This window comes from Staphylococcus sp. HMSC072E01 (assembly GCF_001814125.1).
Lineage (GTDB): Bacteria > Bacillota > Bacilli > Staphylococcales > Staphylococcaceae > Staphylococcus > Staphylococcus hominis.
In genome coordinates this window covers 87,839-105,213 of sequence record NZ_KV814964.1, presented here as the reverse complement: position 1 = coordinate 105,213, position 17,375 = coordinate 87,839, and the positions used below count along the sequence as shown (strand labels likewise).

21 protein-coding genes, 1 pseudogene and 1 other annotated feature are annotated in these 17,375 nt (G+C 31.4%); of the genes and pseudogenes, 3 read left to right on the top strand and 19 right to left on the bottom strand.

Annotation, left to right across the window (positions count from 1 at the left end; genetic code table 11):
* Window positions 1–21: 21 nt before the first annotated feature.
* From recJ to HMPREF2953_RS05240, 16 genes are all read right to left on the bottom strand, one after another.
* Window positions 22–2,295 carry a single-stranded-DNA-specific exonuclease RecJ gene (recJ, locus tag HMPREF2953_RS05310; RefSeq protein ID WP_070672159.1) on the bottom strand — a complete coding sequence of 758 codons (2,274 nt, stop codon included), beginning with the start codon at window positions 2,293–2,295 and terminating at the stop codon, window positions 22–24.
* Window positions 2,296–2,420: 125 nt separating this feature from the next.
* The gene (secDF, locus tag HMPREF2953_RS05305; protein ID WP_070672157.1) at window positions 2,421–4,706 is read right to left on the bottom strand and encodes a protein translocase subunit SecDF; all 2,286 of its coding nucleotides are present in this window, start codon (window positions 4,704–4,706) and stop codon (window positions 2,421–2,423) included.
* Between the two features lie 196 nt (window positions 4,707–4,902).
* Complete coding sequence (yajC, locus tag HMPREF2953_RS05300; protein WP_002448938.1) at window positions 4,903–5,163, bottom strand: preprotein translocase subunit YajC; 261 nt, start codon at window positions 5,161–5,163, stop codon at window positions 4,903–4,905.
* 16 nt (window positions 5,164–5,179) lie between these two features.
* Window positions 5,180–6,319: a tRNA guanosine(34) transglycosylase Tgt gene (gene tgt / locus HMPREF2953_RS05295; protein ID WP_049336010.1), complete on the bottom strand. Its 1,140-nt coding sequence runs from the start codon at window positions 6,317–6,319 to the stop codon at window positions 5,180–5,182.
* A 19-nt stretch (window positions 6,320–6,338) separates the two neighbouring features.
* Window positions 6,339–7,364: a tRNA preQ1(34) S-adenosylmethionine ribosyltransferase-isomerase QueA gene (gene queA, locus HMPREF2953_RS05290; RefSeq protein WP_049336008.1), complete on the bottom strand. Its 1,026-nt coding sequence runs from the start codon at window positions 7,362–7,364 to the stop codon at window positions 6,339–6,341.
* 9 nt (window positions 7,365–7,373) lie between these two features.
* Entirely contained in the window at window positions 7,374–8,369 is a 996-nt protein-coding gene (gene ruvB / locus HMPREF2953_RS05285; RefSeq protein ID WP_049336006.1) for a Holliday junction branch migration DNA helicase RuvB, read from the bottom strand.
* A 29-nt stretch (window positions 8,370–8,398) separates the two neighbouring features.
* A complete protein-coding gene (gene ruvA / locus HMPREF2953_RS05280; protein ID WP_049336004.1) occupies window positions 8,399–9,004 on the bottom strand; it encodes a Holliday junction branch migration protein RuvA in 606 nt (201 codons plus the stop codon).
* Between the two features lie 11 nt (window positions 9,005–9,015).
* Entirely contained in the window at window positions 9,016–9,471 is a 456-nt protein-coding gene (locus HMPREF2953_RS05275) for an ACT domain-containing protein (protein ID WP_049336002.1), read from the bottom strand.
* A gap of 12 nt (window positions 9,472–9,483) precedes the next feature.
* Window positions 9,484–10,776, bottom strand: coding sequence for a GTPase ObgE (gene obgE / locus HMPREF2953_RS05270; RefSeq protein WP_049336000.1), 1,293 nt, complete (start codon window positions 10,774–10,776; stop codon window positions 9,484–9,486).
* Window positions 10,777–10,919: 143 nt separating this feature from the next.
* Entirely contained in the window at window positions 10,920–11,204 is a 285-nt protein-coding gene (rpmA, locus tag HMPREF2953_RS05265) for a 50S ribosomal protein L27 (RefSeq protein ID WP_002449010.1), read from the bottom strand.
* A gap of 11 nt (window positions 11,205–11,215) precedes the next feature.
* Window positions 11,216–11,536: a ribosomal-processing cysteine protease Prp gene (locus HMPREF2953_RS05260; RefSeq protein ID WP_002448953.1), complete on the bottom strand. Its 321-nt coding sequence runs from the start codon at window positions 11,534–11,536 to the stop codon at window positions 11,216–11,218.
* A gap of 2 nt (window positions 11,537–11,538) precedes the next feature.
* Window positions 11,539–11,847: a 50S ribosomal protein L21 gene (rplU, locus tag HMPREF2953_RS05255; protein WP_002448968.1), complete on the bottom strand. Its 309-nt coding sequence runs from the start codon at window positions 11,845–11,847 to the stop codon at window positions 11,539–11,541.
* 13 nt (window positions 11,848–11,860) lie between these two features.
* Window positions 11,861–11,945: a sequence feature (ribosomal protein L21 leader region), on the bottom strand.
* Window positions 11,946–11,999: 54 nt separating this feature from the next.
* Entirely contained in the window at window positions 12,000–12,500 is a 501-nt protein-coding gene (gene mreD / locus HMPREF2953_RS05250) for a rod shape-determining protein MreD (RefSeq protein ID WP_049335997.1), read from the bottom strand.
* Window positions 12,500–13,333: a rod shape-determining protein MreC gene (gene mreC, locus HMPREF2953_RS05245; protein WP_070672155.1), complete on the bottom strand. Its 834-nt coding sequence runs from the start codon at window positions 13,331–13,333 to the stop codon at window positions 12,500–12,502. The genes mreD and mreC overlap by 1 nt, the downstream gene beginning before the upstream one ends.
* Before the next feature lie 170 nt (window positions 13,334–13,503).
* Window positions 13,504–13,632: a hypothetical protein gene (locus tag HMPREF2953_RS11650; protein WP_049335993.1), complete on the bottom strand. Its 129-nt coding sequence runs from the start codon at window positions 13,630–13,632 to the stop codon at window positions 13,504–13,506.
* Window positions 13,633–13,712: 80 nt separating this feature from the next.
* Entirely contained in the window at window positions 13,713–14,183 is a 471-nt protein-coding gene (locus tag HMPREF2953_RS05240; RefSeq protein WP_002448941.1) for a DUF4930 family protein, read from the bottom strand.
* Between the two features lie 167 nt (window positions 14,184–14,350).
* Between HMPREF2953_RS05240 and HMPREF2953_RS05235 the strand changes: the two genes are divergently transcribed.
* Window positions 14,351–14,530, top strand: a complete 180-nt coding sequence (locus tag HMPREF2953_RS05235) for a hypothetical protein (protein WP_002455241.1) — start codon at window positions 14,351–14,353, stop codon at window positions 14,528–14,530.
* A 91-nt stretch (window positions 14,531–14,621) separates the two neighbouring features.
* Here HMPREF2953_RS05235 and HMPREF2953_RS05230 read toward each other — a convergent pair whose 3' ends face one another.
* The 3 genes and pseudogenes from HMPREF2953_RS05230 to HMPREF2953_RS05225 all read right to left on the bottom strand — a co-directional run bounded on the left by HMPREF2953_RS05230 (window position 14,622) and on the right by HMPREF2953_RS05225 (window position 16,015).
* Window positions 14,622–14,903: a hypothetical protein gene (locus tag HMPREF2953_RS05230; protein ID WP_002455240.1), complete on the bottom strand. Its 282-nt coding sequence runs from the start codon at window positions 14,901–14,903 to the stop codon at window positions 14,622–14,624.
* 77 nt (window positions 14,904–14,980) lie between these two features.
* Window positions 14,981–15,124 (bottom strand): annotated as a pseudogene (locus HMPREF2953_RS11045) (JAB domain-containing protein); the annotation flags it as partial.
* Between the two features lie 228 nt (window positions 15,125–15,352).
* Window positions 15,353–16,015 (bottom strand): class I SAM-dependent methyltransferase, encoded by a 663-nt coding sequence (locus HMPREF2953_RS05225; protein WP_001092058.1) that lies wholly within the window; start codon window positions 16,013–16,015, stop codon window positions 15,353–15,355.
* Between the two features lie 391 nt (window positions 16,016–16,406).
* Here HMPREF2953_RS05225 and HMPREF2953_RS11800 point away from each other — a divergent pair, with 391 nt between their 5' ends.
* Complete coding sequence (locus HMPREF2953_RS11800; RefSeq protein WP_010959190.1) at window positions 16,407–16,466, top strand: erythromycin resistance leader peptide; 60 nt, start codon at window positions 16,407–16,409, stop codon at window positions 16,464–16,466.
* Between the two features lie 57 nt (window positions 16,467–16,523).
* Complete coding sequence (gene erm(A), locus HMPREF2953_RS05220; protein WP_001072201.1) at window positions 16,524–17,255, top strand: 23S rRNA (adenine(2058)-N(6))-methyltransferase Erm(A); 732 nt, start codon at window positions 16,524–16,526, stop codon at window positions 17,253–17,255.
* Window positions 17,256–17,375: the final 120 nt, after the last annotated feature.

Sequence of the window (17,375 nt, the reverse complement as noted above, 5' to 3'; positions counted from 1 at the left end):
TTAAAAATTTCCTCCTATGCGTTACGCTTTTTGAGCTTTAATCCAATTCTTAAGATGTGAAAAGTCATCATAAAGCATTAATTTTTCAACTTCAATTCTTGACTGTCTCGATTTATAAACTTGACTCGACTCAATAGATTGTTTACTTGGATTATCATTTATTTTGATTATACCATTTTCTTCGTAAATAAAACTTAGGTCAAGAAATACTTTTAAAATAAACTTTAAAGTATTTGGCTTAATATTTAAGTATTGACATAATTGTAAACCTTCTTTTTCTAAATTCATTTCTTTCCTAATGAATAGTGCCTTATAACTTTGTTTAAATAGATGACTACTCGGTAACCCCTCGAAATAAATTGAATGTTGATGGTGTAATACTAAATAGAGTTGTGAGTATTCTAAATGTTTTAGAGATTGTTTAACACTATCTAAATCAGTTGGTAAATCACGAAATACAATCGTATTATATGATGAATCAATTGTTTCACCGTAGTGGAAATAATTCTCCCCTAGCTTCTCTTTTTTAGAATGAATGACAAAAGCAACATTTTTAGATGACGTATCAATGTTAAGTTGTTTACGTTTACTTCTATAATCTAATATTTGCTCATTTTGAGTCGCTAAATCTTGTATCATCATTTGAGGTGTCTGATTGCCATTCCACTCATTTATTTGTAAATGTCCTATGATATTGACAGGTTGGCCTAATTCTATTTGTGTAATTAAACCACCATTTTTCCAAAATAAATGTTGTAACTTAGCTTGACCAGTTACTAATTTTAAATGATTTTTATCTTTTCCAATCGCTTTAACATCATTAACTTCTGTATCATCCAATTCAAACAAAGGTTTTTCAAAATCAGTACCAAACGGTTTCAGTATTTTAATATCATGAATATTTGATACAGTAATGTCATCTTCTGAAAGTTTAGTCGTAATATGTTTTGTTGGTTCTAAAGAAGTATGTTTAGAAAGCTGAACCATCCACTCATTTAATCCTTTTGATAATGCATCAATATTATCAATCTCCATCGTCATTCCAGCTGCCATATGATGACCACCAAATTTAGATATCAAATCTTGATGTGCACTTAAAATTTCGAACATAGACACTTGTTCAATACTTCTAGCTGAACCTTTTGCATGATGTTGTTCTATATCTATATTTAAAATAAGAGTGGGTAAAGCATAAGTTTCTACAATTTTTGAAGCCACAATACCTAATACTCCCTCATGCCATCCTTCTTTAGCTAAAAGTAAAAATTTGTCGCCATTTTCAACTTTTTCATTAGCCATCAATAGGGCTTCTTCTGTTATTTGAGCTACAATATCTTTACGTTCAATGTTAAATGCCTCTACTTGTTCAGCTAAAAAATTCGCCTCTTCAGAATCTTCTGCCATCAGTAATTCCGCTGCTAATGACGCATCTTCTAATCTACCTACCGCATTTAAACGAGGTCCAATAATGAAACCAATTGTTTCTTCATCTATCTCATCATTAAATCCTGCTTGATTTAATAATGATTGAATTTGAAATGGACAGGATTGATTTAAATATTTAAGACCTTCTTGAACAATCGTTCTGTTTTCATCAGTCAGTGACACTAAATCTGCAATCGTCCCAATAGTTGCAAGAACTATGAAATATTCTGGAGGATGATCTATTAAACATTGCGATAATTTGTATGCGACACCGGCTCCACATAAATATTTAAATGGATACTCAAATTCTGGATGCATAGGATGAATAATGGCATATGCTTTTGGTAATGTACGGCCTATTTCATGATGGTCTGTAACAATTACATCGACTCCTAATGCTTGTACCATTTCAATTTCTTCATGACCTTGTATTCCATTGTCGACTGTAATAATAAGTGATACGCCTTCATCGTAAGCATTTTGAAAGGCGTATTTATTTGGACCATAACCTTCGCTAAATCGATTAGGAATATACCAACCGACTTCAGCGCCCAATTTCTGCAGTGTTTGAACTAATATCGTTGTAGATGTTACGCCATCGGCATCATAGTCTCCATATACTAATATTCTTTCATTTTTATCAATCGCTAAATTAATTCGATCAACAGCTTTTTGCATATCACTCATTAGCCATGAATCATGCTTTTTATTTGTACCATTAATTAATGTATTTATCTCATCGTACTGTGTAATCGATTTACTTTCTAAAATCTTTCTTACAATAGGAGATAAATTAAATTCCTTAATAATCTCAGACGATATATTTTGTTTAGGTGCTTCATAAAGCCATTTATATTTAGATTGAATCATAAAGTTATCCTTCCTTTTTCCACAAGCAATTATACCTAAAAAAAGAATAAATAAAAAGAGGAAGAAACACTGAATTCAATTAGAATTCTTTTGTTTCTTCCACTAATTTTATATCATATATTTAATTATACTAAGATTTTTTCATCATTTGATTTTTTCTCTTTATAAACTACAAGCTTACCGTTTTCAGATTTTTTCAACTGATGTTTCTTCATGATGCCCCATAGTGGAACTGCGATAAAGATAGAAGAGAATACACCAGATAATAATCCAATAAGTAATGCTAATGAGAAGTTAAACAGACTTGATGCACCAAAGATCAGTATGGCGATAACTACTACAACGACTGTAAGAACTGTACTAACAGAACGAGTCATCGTTTGTCTAATAGATCGGTTAACAATATCATCGATTTGATGAGGTTCTGTTATGACTTTAATTTTATGAAGATTTTCTCTTACACGATCGAAAGTAACAATTGTATCATTTATTGAGTAACCTACAATCGTTAAGATTGCAGCGATAAATGTAATATCTACTTCAAGTCTTAATAAACTGAATAAAGCAACGATAATAAATACGTCATGAAGTAATGCTAAGACAGCAGAAAGCCCCATTCTCCATTCGAATCTTAATGAAACATAGATAATAATACCAATAGCTGCATAAATTAATGCTTTCATTGCATTTTTAGCTAACTCTTGACCAATCATTGGAGAGACTGTGTTCACTGTCGGTTTATGACCATATTGATCATTAATGACTTTATTAAGTTTCAAAGTTTCATCTTTAGATAAATCATTTTTAAATTGAACTGTTGCTTGTTTATTGTCATTACCATTAATTTGAATTTGATCAGGTGTCAAACCAACATCTTTAATCGTACGTTCAACTTTCGTTTGAGATAACTTCGTATCAGAATCAAGATCTACTCTTGTACCAGATGAGAAATCAATACCTAAATTAAGTTTAAATATACTTAGAATAATTATACCAATTACTAAAATTAAAATACTTACTCCAATTAATGGTTTTGCTAATTTAACAAAATTCCATTTTTCAAAAGCTGTTTTTAAGTCATGAACATCTACACCTTCATTGATATCATGGCGATTATTTTTATTTACACCAAACATCCAATATTTCTTCTTAAAGTAATTAGAAGAAACTAAAAGTGATAATAGTCCTCTTGATAAGAAGACAGCTGTGATGAATATCATTAAAATACCTAATAATAACATCGTAGCAAATCCTTTAACTGAACTTTGACCAAAGAAGAATAATACTGCTGCTGCTATAACCGTTGTTAAGTTTGAATCAAAAATTGTTAAGAAAGAACTTTTATTTGCTTTAGAATAAGCCTGTTTAAGCGTTCGTCCTACTCTAAGTTCATCTTTAATCCGTTCATACATGATGATGTTTGCATCTACAGCCATACCAACACCTAATACTAATGCAGCTAAACCTGGTAATGTAAGTACACCTGAAATAAAGTTAAATGCTACTAATGTTAAATAAACATATACTGTTAAAGCTATCACTGCTACAATACCTGGTAATCTGTAAAAACCTACCATAAATAAATAGATAATTGCAACACCAACCATTGATGCAAAGATTGTTTTATCTAATGCATCTTGACCAAATTGTGCACCTACAGAATTAGAATAAACTTCTTTTAAATCAACTGGTAATGAACCTGCATTTAATAATTCTGCAATTTGCTTAGCACGTTCTACGCCTTGTTGACCCTGGAAGCCACCTGAAATTTCTACACTGTCTGAATTAATGGGTTGATCTACTGAAGCGGCTGAAACGTATTTCCGTTTATCTTCAGGTTTTTCCAACTCTTTATGATAGCTATCACCTTTTTTATAGTCTAACCACACTACCATCATATTTTCTTGTTTTTTAGAAATTTCTTCTGTAACTTTTTTGAATTTCGCACGGTCTTTTAATTTAAAAGTGACTGCAGGTTCGTTTGTACCTTGTTTAAATTCTTGTTTTGCAGAACCTTGTACAATATCTTTACCTGTTAATTTAACGTGGTCATCAGCATCACGTATAGTCAGATTTGCTTGTGAAGACAAAATTTTTCGAGCTTCATCAGGATTTTTTACCCCTGCGAGTTGTACCCTAATTCTATCAGGATCTTCAACTTGAATATGAGGCTCAGATACGCCCAATACATTAACACGATTTTCTAAAGTTTGAGCGGTAGATTGTAAAGCCTTATCGTCGATTTTACCATCACCGCCAAGTGGTTTAACTTGATATAACACTTCGAAACCACCTTGTAAATCCAAACCTAGATTTACATTCTTAACTACATTCTTATATGTAAAGCCCATACCTACAAACAGTAGCGCTACAATGAGTATGAATGCAATTATTCTACTTGTTTTTTTCACATGAACACCTCATTATTTACTTATGTAATTAGAATAATCTTTTAATAAACCATGTGCAAGTGAATTAAAGATTACATCTATGTGACAAGACTTATCTATCTTAACATAACCTCATTATTAGTGTAATCAAGATAGATAGTTAATAAAAAGACATTCCACGACAACAAACTGTCGTGGAATGTCTTTTTATTATAATTTATGATGGATCAACTTGTTTAATCGCAGGTTTTTCAAATGTCATTTCAGTACCATGACCATTTACTGTGATTACAACTGCTGTTTCATCCACAGCTTTAACTGTTCCTTTGATTCCACCAATAGTTGTAATTTTTTGACCTGCTTCGATACGACTAATCATTTCACGATGTTCTTTCGCACGTTTTTGTTGCGGTCTAATTAAAAAGAAATAAAATACTATAATTAAAATTATAGGCAAGATTAATGCTGAAACATTCATTATGTTGTTCTCCTTATTAAAAGTTTTTAGGGTTCTCTACATTTAGCCCATATTGTTCGAAAAATTCTTCTTTAAAATCTAATAAACGATCTTCTCGAATGGCCTGTCTAATATCTTCCATTAATTTTAGCAGAAAATGTAAATTATGAATAGTAGTAAGACGGATACCAAACGTTTCCTCTGCTTTAATTAGGTGTCTAATATATGCACGTGTATAATTCTTACAAGTATAGCAATCACAATTCTTATCTATAGGACTAAAATCATCTGCATATTTAGCATTTTTTATAACCAATCGTCCTTGAGATGTCATACATGTTCCATTTCTAGCTATGCGTGTTGGCAACACACAATCAAACATATCCATACCGCGAATGCTACATTCTATTAAGGCATCAGGTGATCCTACTCCCATTAAGTATCTTGGTTTATCTTCTGGCATAAATTGAACCGTATGGTCAACCATATCGTACATCACTGGTTTTGGTTCACCTACAGATAAACCACCAATAGCATATCCAGGAAAATCCAATGATACAAGTTCTTTAGCACTTTGTTCTCTTAAGTCTTTGTACTCTCCACCTTGTATAATACCAAATAATGCTTGGTCTTCTGGACGTTGATGTGCTTCAAGACATCGTTTAGCCCATCTCGTTGTACGTTCAATTGAATCTTTTACATATTTATATTCGGCAGGCATAGGTGGACACTCATCAAATGCCATCATAATATCTGAACCTAAGTCATTTTGAATTTGCATTGATTTTTCTGGACTTAAAAACAACTTAGAGCCATTTGTATGATGTCTAAATTCGACACCCTCTTCTGATATTTTTCTAAGATTACTCAAGCTAAATACTTGGAAACCACCAGAATCTGTAAGAATAGGGCCATCCCAATTCATGAACTTATGTAAGCCCCCAGCTTGTTTGATAATATCATTTCCAGGTTGTAACCACAAATGATATGTATTTCCTAATATAATTTTAGCTTCAATTTGTCTTAACTCTTCTGGACTCATTGTTTTAACTGTTGCTTTCGTACCTACTGGCATAAACATGGGTGTCTCAAATGAGCCGTGGGGTGTATGAATAATCCCTAAACGTGCACCTGATTGCTTACAAGTTTTAATGTGCTCATAAGTTACTGCTGGCATAATCTGTACCTCTCATTCATTAAATTATTAACATTGCATCTCCAAAACTAAAGAATCTATATTTAAGTGTTACCGCTTCTTTATAAGCATTCAAAATATATTCTCGACTACTAAAAGCAGAGACTAACATCACTAATGTTGATTTGGGCAAATGAAAATTAGTAATTAACCCATCAATTGCTTTATATTCAAACCCTGGATAAATAAATATATCTGTCCAACCACTTGTGGCAACAAATTGTTCATGATCACGACGAATGGTTTCTAACGTTCTAGTAGACGTTGTACCTACGGAAATAATTCTATGCCCATTTTCTTTAGTTTTATTCAGAATATCTGCCGTTTCTTTAGTCATTTGATAGTATTCACTATGCATTTCATGATCATTAATATCCTCCACACTTACTGGTCTAAAGGTACCTAGGCCAACGTGTAGTGTAATAAATGCAATATTGACACCTTTATCTTTTATTTTCTGTAAAAGCTCATCTGTAAAATGTAACCCTGCAGTAGGCGCTGCAGCGGAACCATTTTCTTTAGCATACACAGTTTGATATCTATCCGGATCGTCTAAACGTTCTTTAATATAAGGTGGTAAAGGCATTTCACCTAACTCATCTAAGCGTTCTTCTAAAATACCTTCATAATGTAGACGCATAATACGCCCACCTTGTTCTAATTCTTTTATACATTCAGCAATGATTTTGCCATTACCAAATGATAAAGTATTACCTACTTTAATACGTTTTGCTGGTTTTAATAATACTTCCCAGTCATTGTCCTCTATCCTAGTAAGCATTAACATTTCTACCTTTGCACCTGTTTCTTCTTTCAAACCGAATAAACGCGCTGGCATAACACGTGTGTCATTTAACACTAATGTATCTCCAGATTCAAAATAATCCATAATATCTGTAAAGTGTTTATGTGCAATATTTCCAGTCTTTCTACCTAACACAAGTAATCTACTTTGATCTCTATTTTTTAAAGGTGTCTGAGCAATCAACGATTCAGGTAAATGATAATCAAACTCCTCAACGTTCATATTATTCCCTCATTCTTTAGTTTTTTTGAAATGTTCATAGGCAAATGGTGTTGCTTTTCTACCTCTTGGTGTTCGTTCTATAAATCCTTTTTGTATTAAAAAGGGTTCATAGACATCTTCGATTGTAATACGTTCTTCTCCAATTGACACTGCTATCGTATCCAGTCCCACAGGTCCTCCATTATATTGATTAATAATACAATTCATCATTTTATGATCAATGTAATCTAAGCCTTCATCATCCACTTGTAATAAGTTTAAAGCTTGCTTTGTTGTTTCGATATAAATTTGTTCATCTTCATTTACTTGTTGAAAATCTCTTACTCTTTTTAGTAGTCGATTTGCAACACGAGGTGTTCCTCTTGAACGCTTAGCAAGCTCAACTGCACTTTCATCATCAATTTTTGTACCTAATACTTCAGCAGTTCGAATAATGATTTCTTTTAAATCTGATTCCGAATAGTACTCTAATCTTAAATGGACACCAAATCGATCTCTTAAAGGGCCTGTTAAACTTCCAGCACGTGTTGTCGCACCTACTAGAGTAAAAGGTGGTAAATCAATACGTATACTACGTGCTTCATCACCTTTACCGATAATAATATCTAAGAAAAAATCCTCCATAGCAGAGTATAAAACTTCTTCTACTACACTACTTAAGCGATGAATTTCATCAATAAATAAAACATCGCCAGGTTGTAACCCAGATAAAATTGCCGCTAAATCTCCAGGTCGCTCTAATGATGGACCAGATACAGTTCTTATATTGACTTCCATTTCATTAGCAATAATATTTGAAAGTGTTGTTTTACCTAATCCTGGAGGCCCAAAAAGTAATACATGATCTAATGGCTCATCCCTTAGTTTAGCCGCTTTTATAAAAACTTCTAAATTGTTCTTTATTGATGATTGTCCAATATATTGTTTTAATTTAGTTGGTCTGAGTGAGAATTCAAAAGAGGATTCTTCATTGTGTAATGATTGATCTACCATTCTATCATCCATATTTATCCCCCCAGTTATCGTTCATAATATTAAGATACAAGCGTTTTTAAACCAATCTTAACTGCTTCATCAACAGAGTGAATGGATGTTTTATTAAGTACTTTTTCAACTTTAGAAAGCTCTCTCTTAGAGTATCCTAAAGCTGCAAGCGCTAATAACGCTTCCTTAATTATATTGTCGTTTTCTTCAACTTGTCCCTCAACTTGTAATAAGGTCTCACTAGTCTCTTCTGTAATCTTAACTTTACCTTTTAAATCTAATACAATTTGTCGTGCAGTCTTTTTACCTATACCAGGAAATTTAGTTAGATAAGTATCATTTTCATTTTCAATTGCACGTTTAACTTCGTTAGGTGTACTTGTTGCTAGAATAGCTAAAGCTGATTTAGGGCCTATACCTGTAACTTTTATTAAGCTTAAGAACATCTCTTTTTCTTCTTCGCTAATAAAACCATATAATAATTGTGCGTCTTCTCTTACAATAAGTGAAGTAAAAACTTTACATTCTTGATTTAAATATTTTTGAAATCGATATGAATTTGGAGTTTGAATTTCATAACCGATACCACTAGACGTTTCTACAACAATATGTGTTGGATACAATTGAGATAAATGTCCTTTTATATAAGCGTACATAGATACCTTCCTTACATACTCATACTAATTAATTCAACTTTATAAACATGTTGAATATTTCTCAAAGTGCCCATGACCTTTTCTATTGATAATGATTGATCTTTTGCACTCAAAGAGAGTGTAATCGTTGCTTTTTCTTCCATTGGAACACTTTGATGAATAGTTAAAACGGATAACGCTAGTTTTGAAATAGTTTGTAATACTTGAGCAAGCATTCCTACTATATCATTAACATAGAGAATCAAGGTGAATTCACGGTGTTCAAAAATCTTGTCATCTACAGGAAAAATAGTATCTCTATATTTATAAAAAGCACTTCTTGATAGATTAAACTGCTTAACTGCTTCATAAATGGACAGTGTGGAATCATTTTTTAAAGCGTCTTTAATTTTAAGCGTTTTAACCACTGATTCTGGTAAAACGTCTTCACGTATTAAATAAAACTTTTTATAATCTTTGCTGTCCACTAAAAAGCCCTCCTATTCGACGAATTCAAATTCTCCCCCAAGTATTCTAACAATATCACCATTACTACATCCACGTTCTCTTAATGCATCATCAATACCCATAGAGCGCATTTGACGTGCAAAGCGTCTTACTGCTGGATCACTATTAAAGTCTGTCATTTTAAACATACGTTCGATTGCATTACCGCTTACGACATAGGCACCATCATCATCTCTTGTAATCGTAAATTTATCTTGAGATGGTGTATGTTTATATAATACGCGATTAACACCTGCATCTTCGTCTTCTTCTACACTAAAATCAATATCTTTTACTTCTTCTAATTTATCAGCAATTGTATATAGTAATTGATCAATATTATCTCTTGTAATTGTAGAAACCGGAACAATAGTTACCTCTTCATCAATTTCATTTTTAAATAATTCTAGGTTATCTTTTGATTCCGGTATATCCATTTTATTTGCCACTATAATTTGAGGTCTATCTTCTAATCTTTGTTTATAATTTATCAGTTCATTATTGATAATTTGATAATCTTCAAGTGGATCTCTTCCTTCAGAACCACTCATATCTATCATATGAACAATAACTTTTGTTCTCTCAACATGACGTAAAAATTGGTGACCTAAACCGACTCCTTCTGAAGCTCCTTCAATTAAACCTGGTAAATCTGCCATTACAAAACTTCTATGATCAGGTGTTGAAACCACACCTAAATTTGGTTTAATTGTTGTAAAATGATAAGCACCAATTTTAGGTTTTGCCTTAGATACAATAGATAACAATGTTGATTTTCCTACACTTGGGAATCCAACGAGTCCCACATCAGCAAGTAGCTTTAATTCTAAGGTAACATCTAGCTCTTCTCCAGGTTCTCCATTTTCACTAAAGTCTGGAGCTGGATTTCGAGGGGTTGCAAAACGTGAATTTCCTCGACCTCCTCGACCTCCTCGAGCAATGACTGCACGTTGACCTTCTTCAACTAAATCTGCTAAAACTTCTTCTGTTTCTACACTTTTAATAATGGTACCAGGAGGCACTTTTAAAACTAAGTCTTCCGCATTTTTACCATGCATATTACTACTTTGACCATTTTCACCTTTTTTAGCCTTAAAATGACGTTGAAATCTAAAGTCTAAAAGTGTTCTTAAACCTTCATCAACTTCAAAAATAACTGAAGCACCTTTACCTCCATCACCACCGGCAGGGCCACCAAATGGTACATATTTTTCTCTACGATAAGCAGTAATACCATTACCTCCATCGCCTGCTTTTAGAGATATTTTTACTTGATCGACAAACATATATCTCACCTCTTTTTATATATTTTATTAATTTATCGCTAATATTATATCATTAACTCTAAAACGTTAGATTCTATTATAATCATTTTTAAACAAAAATAAAACACCAGAAGTCTTCACTTCTGGTGTTAATTAGACAAAAATTATTCAGCTACTGCATATACAGAAACTTGTTTTTTGTCGCGACCTTTACGTTCGAAACGAACAACGCCGTCGATTTTAGCGAATAATGTATCATCGCCACCACGACCTACATTTTCACCAGCATAAATTTTAGTACCGCGTTGACGATATAAAATTGAGCCACCTGTTACGAATTGACCGTCTGCACGTTTAGCACCTAAACGTTTTGATTCTGAGTCACGACCGTTTTTTGTAGAACTTACCCCTTTTTTAGATGCGAAGAATTGTAAGTTTAATTTTAACATCGGGATACACCTCACTTATAATTTAATCTGATATTTTCATTATATTCATCTTCAATCGTTTGTAAAGACACAAGCATTGCTTGAAGAATTAATTGTGCTTGCTCATTGTTAGTGTCTACTGATCTAATGTGAAAATGACCACCGTCATCATCATAATCGATATCCGGCTTTTCAGAAGTTAAACTTAAAATAGCATTTACACTTCCAAAAAGAACAGCTGAAGCCCCTGCACAAACAATATCATAGCCATAATCACCATGATTAGCATGGCCATCCATAATGACGTCTGTTACTTTACCTTCATCATTAATTGAAATATCAACAGTAATCATAATTAAGCGTTGATTTTATCAATTGTTAATTTAGTATAAGGTTGACGATGACCTTTTTTACGTTTTGAATCTTTACGACGTTTGTAAGTGAAAACAGTAATTTTTTTACCGCGACCTTGTTTGTTCACAGTAGCAGTTACTGTAGCTCCTTCAACAGTTGGAGCACCAACTTTAACTGAATCTCCACCTACAAATAATACTTTATCAAATGTAAATGAATCACCTTCATTAACATCTAATTTTTCAACGAAGATCTCTTGACCTTCTTCTACTTTAATTTGTTTACCGCCTGTTTCGATAATAGCAAACATACTTTGCACCTCCTATAATTATAAGTCACGCCATATACAGGTGATAAAATAAAAACATTTTAACGCTTAAACCTGTATTTGAGCGGTTGTATGTAGCTATAAAACTACTCAACTACTTCATCTTACCATTACTTATATTCAATGTCAATCTATTATATTGGCTTTTTAAAAAATTTAAAGAATATAGGCATAAAAATAATTAATAAAATAATATTTAATATAAGTGTTGGGATAATACGTAGTAATATAAAATTTAGTAAATCAAATTCTACATAGCTAATGACAGAATATATAATTGCTACAAATATTTCAAGAATCATTACACCAATGATACTGAACCAATATACCATAATATAGTCTCGGTAAAAAATCTTCAAGAATTTATTAAATATTGTTATTAAGAATATATAACCAAACAAATATAAACCATATACACTGCCAAAGTAGATATCAGTTATAATACCTAAAAAAATGCTTAGTAATAATGTGACCATAAATGGTCTATAAATTGATAAAAGTAATAAATACATTAAAGTTAAATGAGGAACTAAGATAAATGTTAGGTTTCCTATATGAAAGGGAATAACTAAACTAACAAGTGTATCAAGATAAAAAACGATGATACCAATCATTATATAAACGAACGCTTTCATTATCGGGTCTCTCTTTCATTGAAATCCGTATTATTACTTTTTTTCGCTATGTATACATGTTGAATATCTGATAAATTAGCTCCAGTTTTCACTCTCACTTCTTTTGCTAAACCATATTCATCATTTTCTACCTTCGTCACTTCTCCTATGTATAAATCACTTGGCAATTGATCGGCTAATCCACTTGTTACTACTTTGTCACCTTTTGAAATTTTATCCTTATTATTGATATTACTAATAATTAATTCTTGAGTTTTATTATCATAGTGATCAATTAATCCAAAAACATTTTTAGAATGATGTTGAATATTGACTGATAGTTTTCCAGCTCTTGTATTTGTAGAAAGTAAATCAACTTGAGAAGAAAATTGATTCACTCTAGTTACTCTTCCAATTAAACCATCACTAGTAAACACTGCCATATTATTGCTTATACCAGCTTTTTTACCTTTATCAATAATCACTGTATTCATCCATTGATCTGGATTACGTGCTATGATGGCACCTGAAATTGCATCGTATTTTGAAGCATCAGTCATATCAAGTTCTTTTTTTAAGTTTTTATTTTCCGCTTCTAATGCTTCGTTTTTTGCTTTTAATTGATTAACTTCATTATGATTTGATTTGTTAGATTTAAAGAAGTTACCTATAGCTCCAGTCACAAAGTTTACCGGGTAACTAATTACTCTCTGACCAAATGACACTGAGTCCCCCACATATTGCTCAGGAGGTGATTGAGTTTGTGAACGAATGGACAAACCAATCAATGCAATAAAAATAATTATTGCACAAAAAACAACAATTAACTTGTTATTTTTAAAAAAATTTAACACTCATAACACCTCTACTATTTATTTTAAACTATTATATTCTATTTTATATTACTCTAGGATTGAAATAAAGAATAATATTAAATATTATCTTCAAAGAAGAAAAAAGGAACAAGTCAGAATCTTCATTGAATTCTAGTACTTGCTCCTATCAAATGTCATCTTATTTAATTTTACGATTCTTTATTCGACTTATCTTTTTTATCTTCTTCATAGAGCGTTTCATCTTTTCTCCATTTCGAAAATAAATTTTGTGCTTTTGCTTGTTCATTTGCTTGTTTTTCTTTAGATTGTTCAGACATACATTACACCAACCTTCAAAAGATTATTGTATCTATTCTAGACATTAACGCATTTATTTATTTTTTTCAAATTATATTTTTTAATACTCATTCTGAGGTTTTAAAGTAATTGATTGTCCTAGACGATTTAATTCCTGTTCCATTTCAATTTCCGTACTAAAGACTTTAATCGTATCACTTCCGAATTTATAGATGATAAATTCATTATCTCTTTGTCCTACAATGTAATTTTCATTATATCCCATCCTAACTATACCTGAAACTTCCATAAATTCTTTTTTATCTATAAATTTAAATACATTTTTCGTTTGACTAGCAGGAATATTCTGAAGTAAATTGTTTTCTTCTATAGTATAACTTTTTCCATTAGTGGGCACTGGTGTTGATGTTTGATTACTTGGTAGAAGCTCGAATTGGTTACTGAGAGGTTGATTCATAGGATTCCAGTCCTGTTCTCTTAAAAATGGGGCATATTTTAATGCAAAATAAACAATACTAAGGATTGCAATAACTGCTACTATATTTTTAAAAATACTAAATACCATTCGCAATTAAATCCCTCCAATTTTAAACCTAAATTATTATAAATATAAAATAGATTTCATCCATCGGTCTAAAGAAGTAAATTAAGTAAATTCTTTAGACTGATTAACATTTTCTTAAAATATATTATAATAATTAATATCACTCGTAAAATAAATTTAGAGGAGTGTGAGAAATGAACATTCTTACAATTATTTTACTTATCTTGCTTGCAGTTATACTTTTTAAAGTAGGATTTGCACTTTTAAGATTTTTAATCTCTGCTGCTTTTATTATTCTCGGACTGTATTTAGCCTATCAAGGTGTTCTTTGGATTTTAGAAAATTTTAATGTGCTTTCAGCTTATATAAGATAATGAAAAAGCTAGTTACTTTTCAATGTAATTGATACAATCTATCCCTTTATTAATTCGTTTATGATTGTATTGTATGAAAAGTTAACTAGCTTTATTTACGATTGCTTTGAGACAAGTATTCATAAATTTTATATATTGTTGCTAATAGTAACCCAAATATCGTTCCAGTTACTATATCACTAATGAGTAAAATATATAATTGAGTATGCGTTTGGTTAACGAATACTCCAATAAAAGAAAAAGTTGTAATACCAACAATCGATAATAATACAGTATTAAGTGTTTCTTTTAAACGAATTGTTTCTTGTTTAATATTCAATCTCATTATGTAAATAATAGGTATTAATACCCCTATGATTAAAAATAAAGTCATCGTACACCTCTAAATATATAATTAAGGTTTATTATACTAAAATTTTAACAATGAGACTATAAATACTTTTTAACCTTTTATACGAAATATCCCTCCTCTACTAAACTAGTAAATTTTTGATCACCGATAATAATATGGTCAAGTAATTCAATGCCAAGAATTTGTCCACATTCTTTAAGTCTAATGGTAGTAGCAATATCTTCTTTTGAAGGCGTTACATCTTATCAAGAGTAAATTACAAAAGAATCATTTAAATCAATACTTTCACTTTGAATACATGTATTTGAAGTGGAAGGTACTTATTTCAAAAATAGTAAAACCTGTATCTTAAATTACTTAATAGTAACATAAGATACAGGCTGATTTTTTATTCATTGTTATTTATACTAAAGCACCCGATAGCTCTGAAAACAATCACAAATTCAACTTTTCAAAGCCACAGCTTTAAGTTATTTTGTCCAGACAACCCCCATTGCCCAACCCATTTTATGGAATTGGCATCCAGGCAACAACTTTTCATATAAATCGTAATAATTTTGTTCAGATAGGTACTTATCTGAAGCTAAATGCTCAAGCCATGATTTAGATGTGTTGTGATTATAAATTCTAATCGCATTTTTTATTCCAAATTTGAAACAATGCGGTAAAAACTCTTGGATTGCCCCTAATTTATAAACATAGGTAGGCGGTGTCTCGACTTCAGATACATTATCAAGAATAACTATTCTTCCTTCCTCATTCAACAGTTCCTTCATTTGCTGTATTACGCTGGCTATATCATCCAAATGATGAAAGGTTGTTCGGCTTACAATAAAATCAAACTTCTCATTAAAATTAAGTTGTTCTGCATTCATATTCAGATAGACCGTATTTGTTAGTTGACGTTTAGATTTGGCAAGATCGAGCATTTGATTAGAAATATCAATCCCTACCACTTCATCATAATAACTTGCTAATTTCTCCACTAACAAACCCGAGCCACATCCGATATCTAATGCTCTGCCTTTCTTTGGAGACATATTAGACACAAAGAATGAATAATCATTCAAAAGCTCATTCACGAAATCGTAATCTTCTGCAACCTTATCAAACTGTGATTCTATTGTATTCAAAAAGATCCCCCATTCCTACTTTATCGACATTCTTTCATTACTTACCACTTTAGATGTTTTTTCGTTGGGGATAAAACTTCCCTTTAGACAATTTTATCCAAAGACAATACAACAGTGCAACTTTATTAAAGTCACTGTCCTTTATCGCAGCCTTTACTTTTTAGTAAAGACAGTGGCTTCTCTTATCAAGTTTCAAAACATATTATTTTGAAGAAAACGTCCATCTGAAGTGTCAAGTGCAAAATTACATATAAAGGTTTATTCTAAAATGAAAAGATGATACAATCATATTCAGTTACATAAGGAGGTTTCAATTATGTGCACCAGTATCGCAGTAGTAGAAATTACTTTATCTCATTCATAATGAAAAAAATGGAAAGGAGATAAAAGTATGGGTACTTTTTCTATATTTGTTATTAATAAAGTTCGTTATCAACCAAATCAAAATTAATTGGTTATAATGAACGCTTAATGTCAGTTCATTATAACCAGTAAGGAGAAGGTTATAATGAACCAGAAAAACCCTAAAGACACGCAAAATTTTATTACTTCTAAAAAGCATGTAAAAGAAATATTGAATCACACGAATATCAGTAAACAAGACAACGTAATAGAAATCGGATCAGGAAAAGGACATTTTACCAAAGAGCTAGTCAAAATGAGTCGATCAGTTACTGCTATAGAAATTGATGGAGGCTTATGTCAAGTGACTAAAGAAGCGGTAAACCCCTCTGAGAATATAAAAGTGATTCAAACGGATATTCTAAAATTTTCCTTCCCAAAACATATAAACTATAAGATATATGGTAATATTCCTTATAACATCAGTACGGATATTGTCAAAAGAATTACCTTTGAAAGTCAGGCTAAATATAGCTATCTTATCGTTGAGAAGGGATTTGCGAAAAGATTGCAAAATCTGCAACGAGCTTTGGGTTTACTATTAATGGTGGAGATGGATATAAAAATGCTCAAAAAAGTACCACCACTATATTTTCATCCTAAGCCAAGTGTAGACTCTGTATTGATTGTTCTTGAACGACATCAACCATTGATTTCAAAGAAGGACTACAAAAAGTATCGATCTTTTGTTTATAAGTGGGTAAACCGTGAATATCGTGTTCTTTTCACTAAAAACCAATTCCGACAGGCTTTGAAGCATGCAAATGTCACTAATATTAATAAACTATCGAAGGAACAATTTCTTTCTATTTTCAATAGTTACAAATTGTTTCACTAAATTAAAGTAATAAAGCGTTCTCTAATTTCACAAGAGGACGCTTTATTCTTCCCAAAAATTGTTCAATATTTATCAATAAATCAGTAGTTTTAAAAGTAAGCACCTGTTATTGCAATAAAA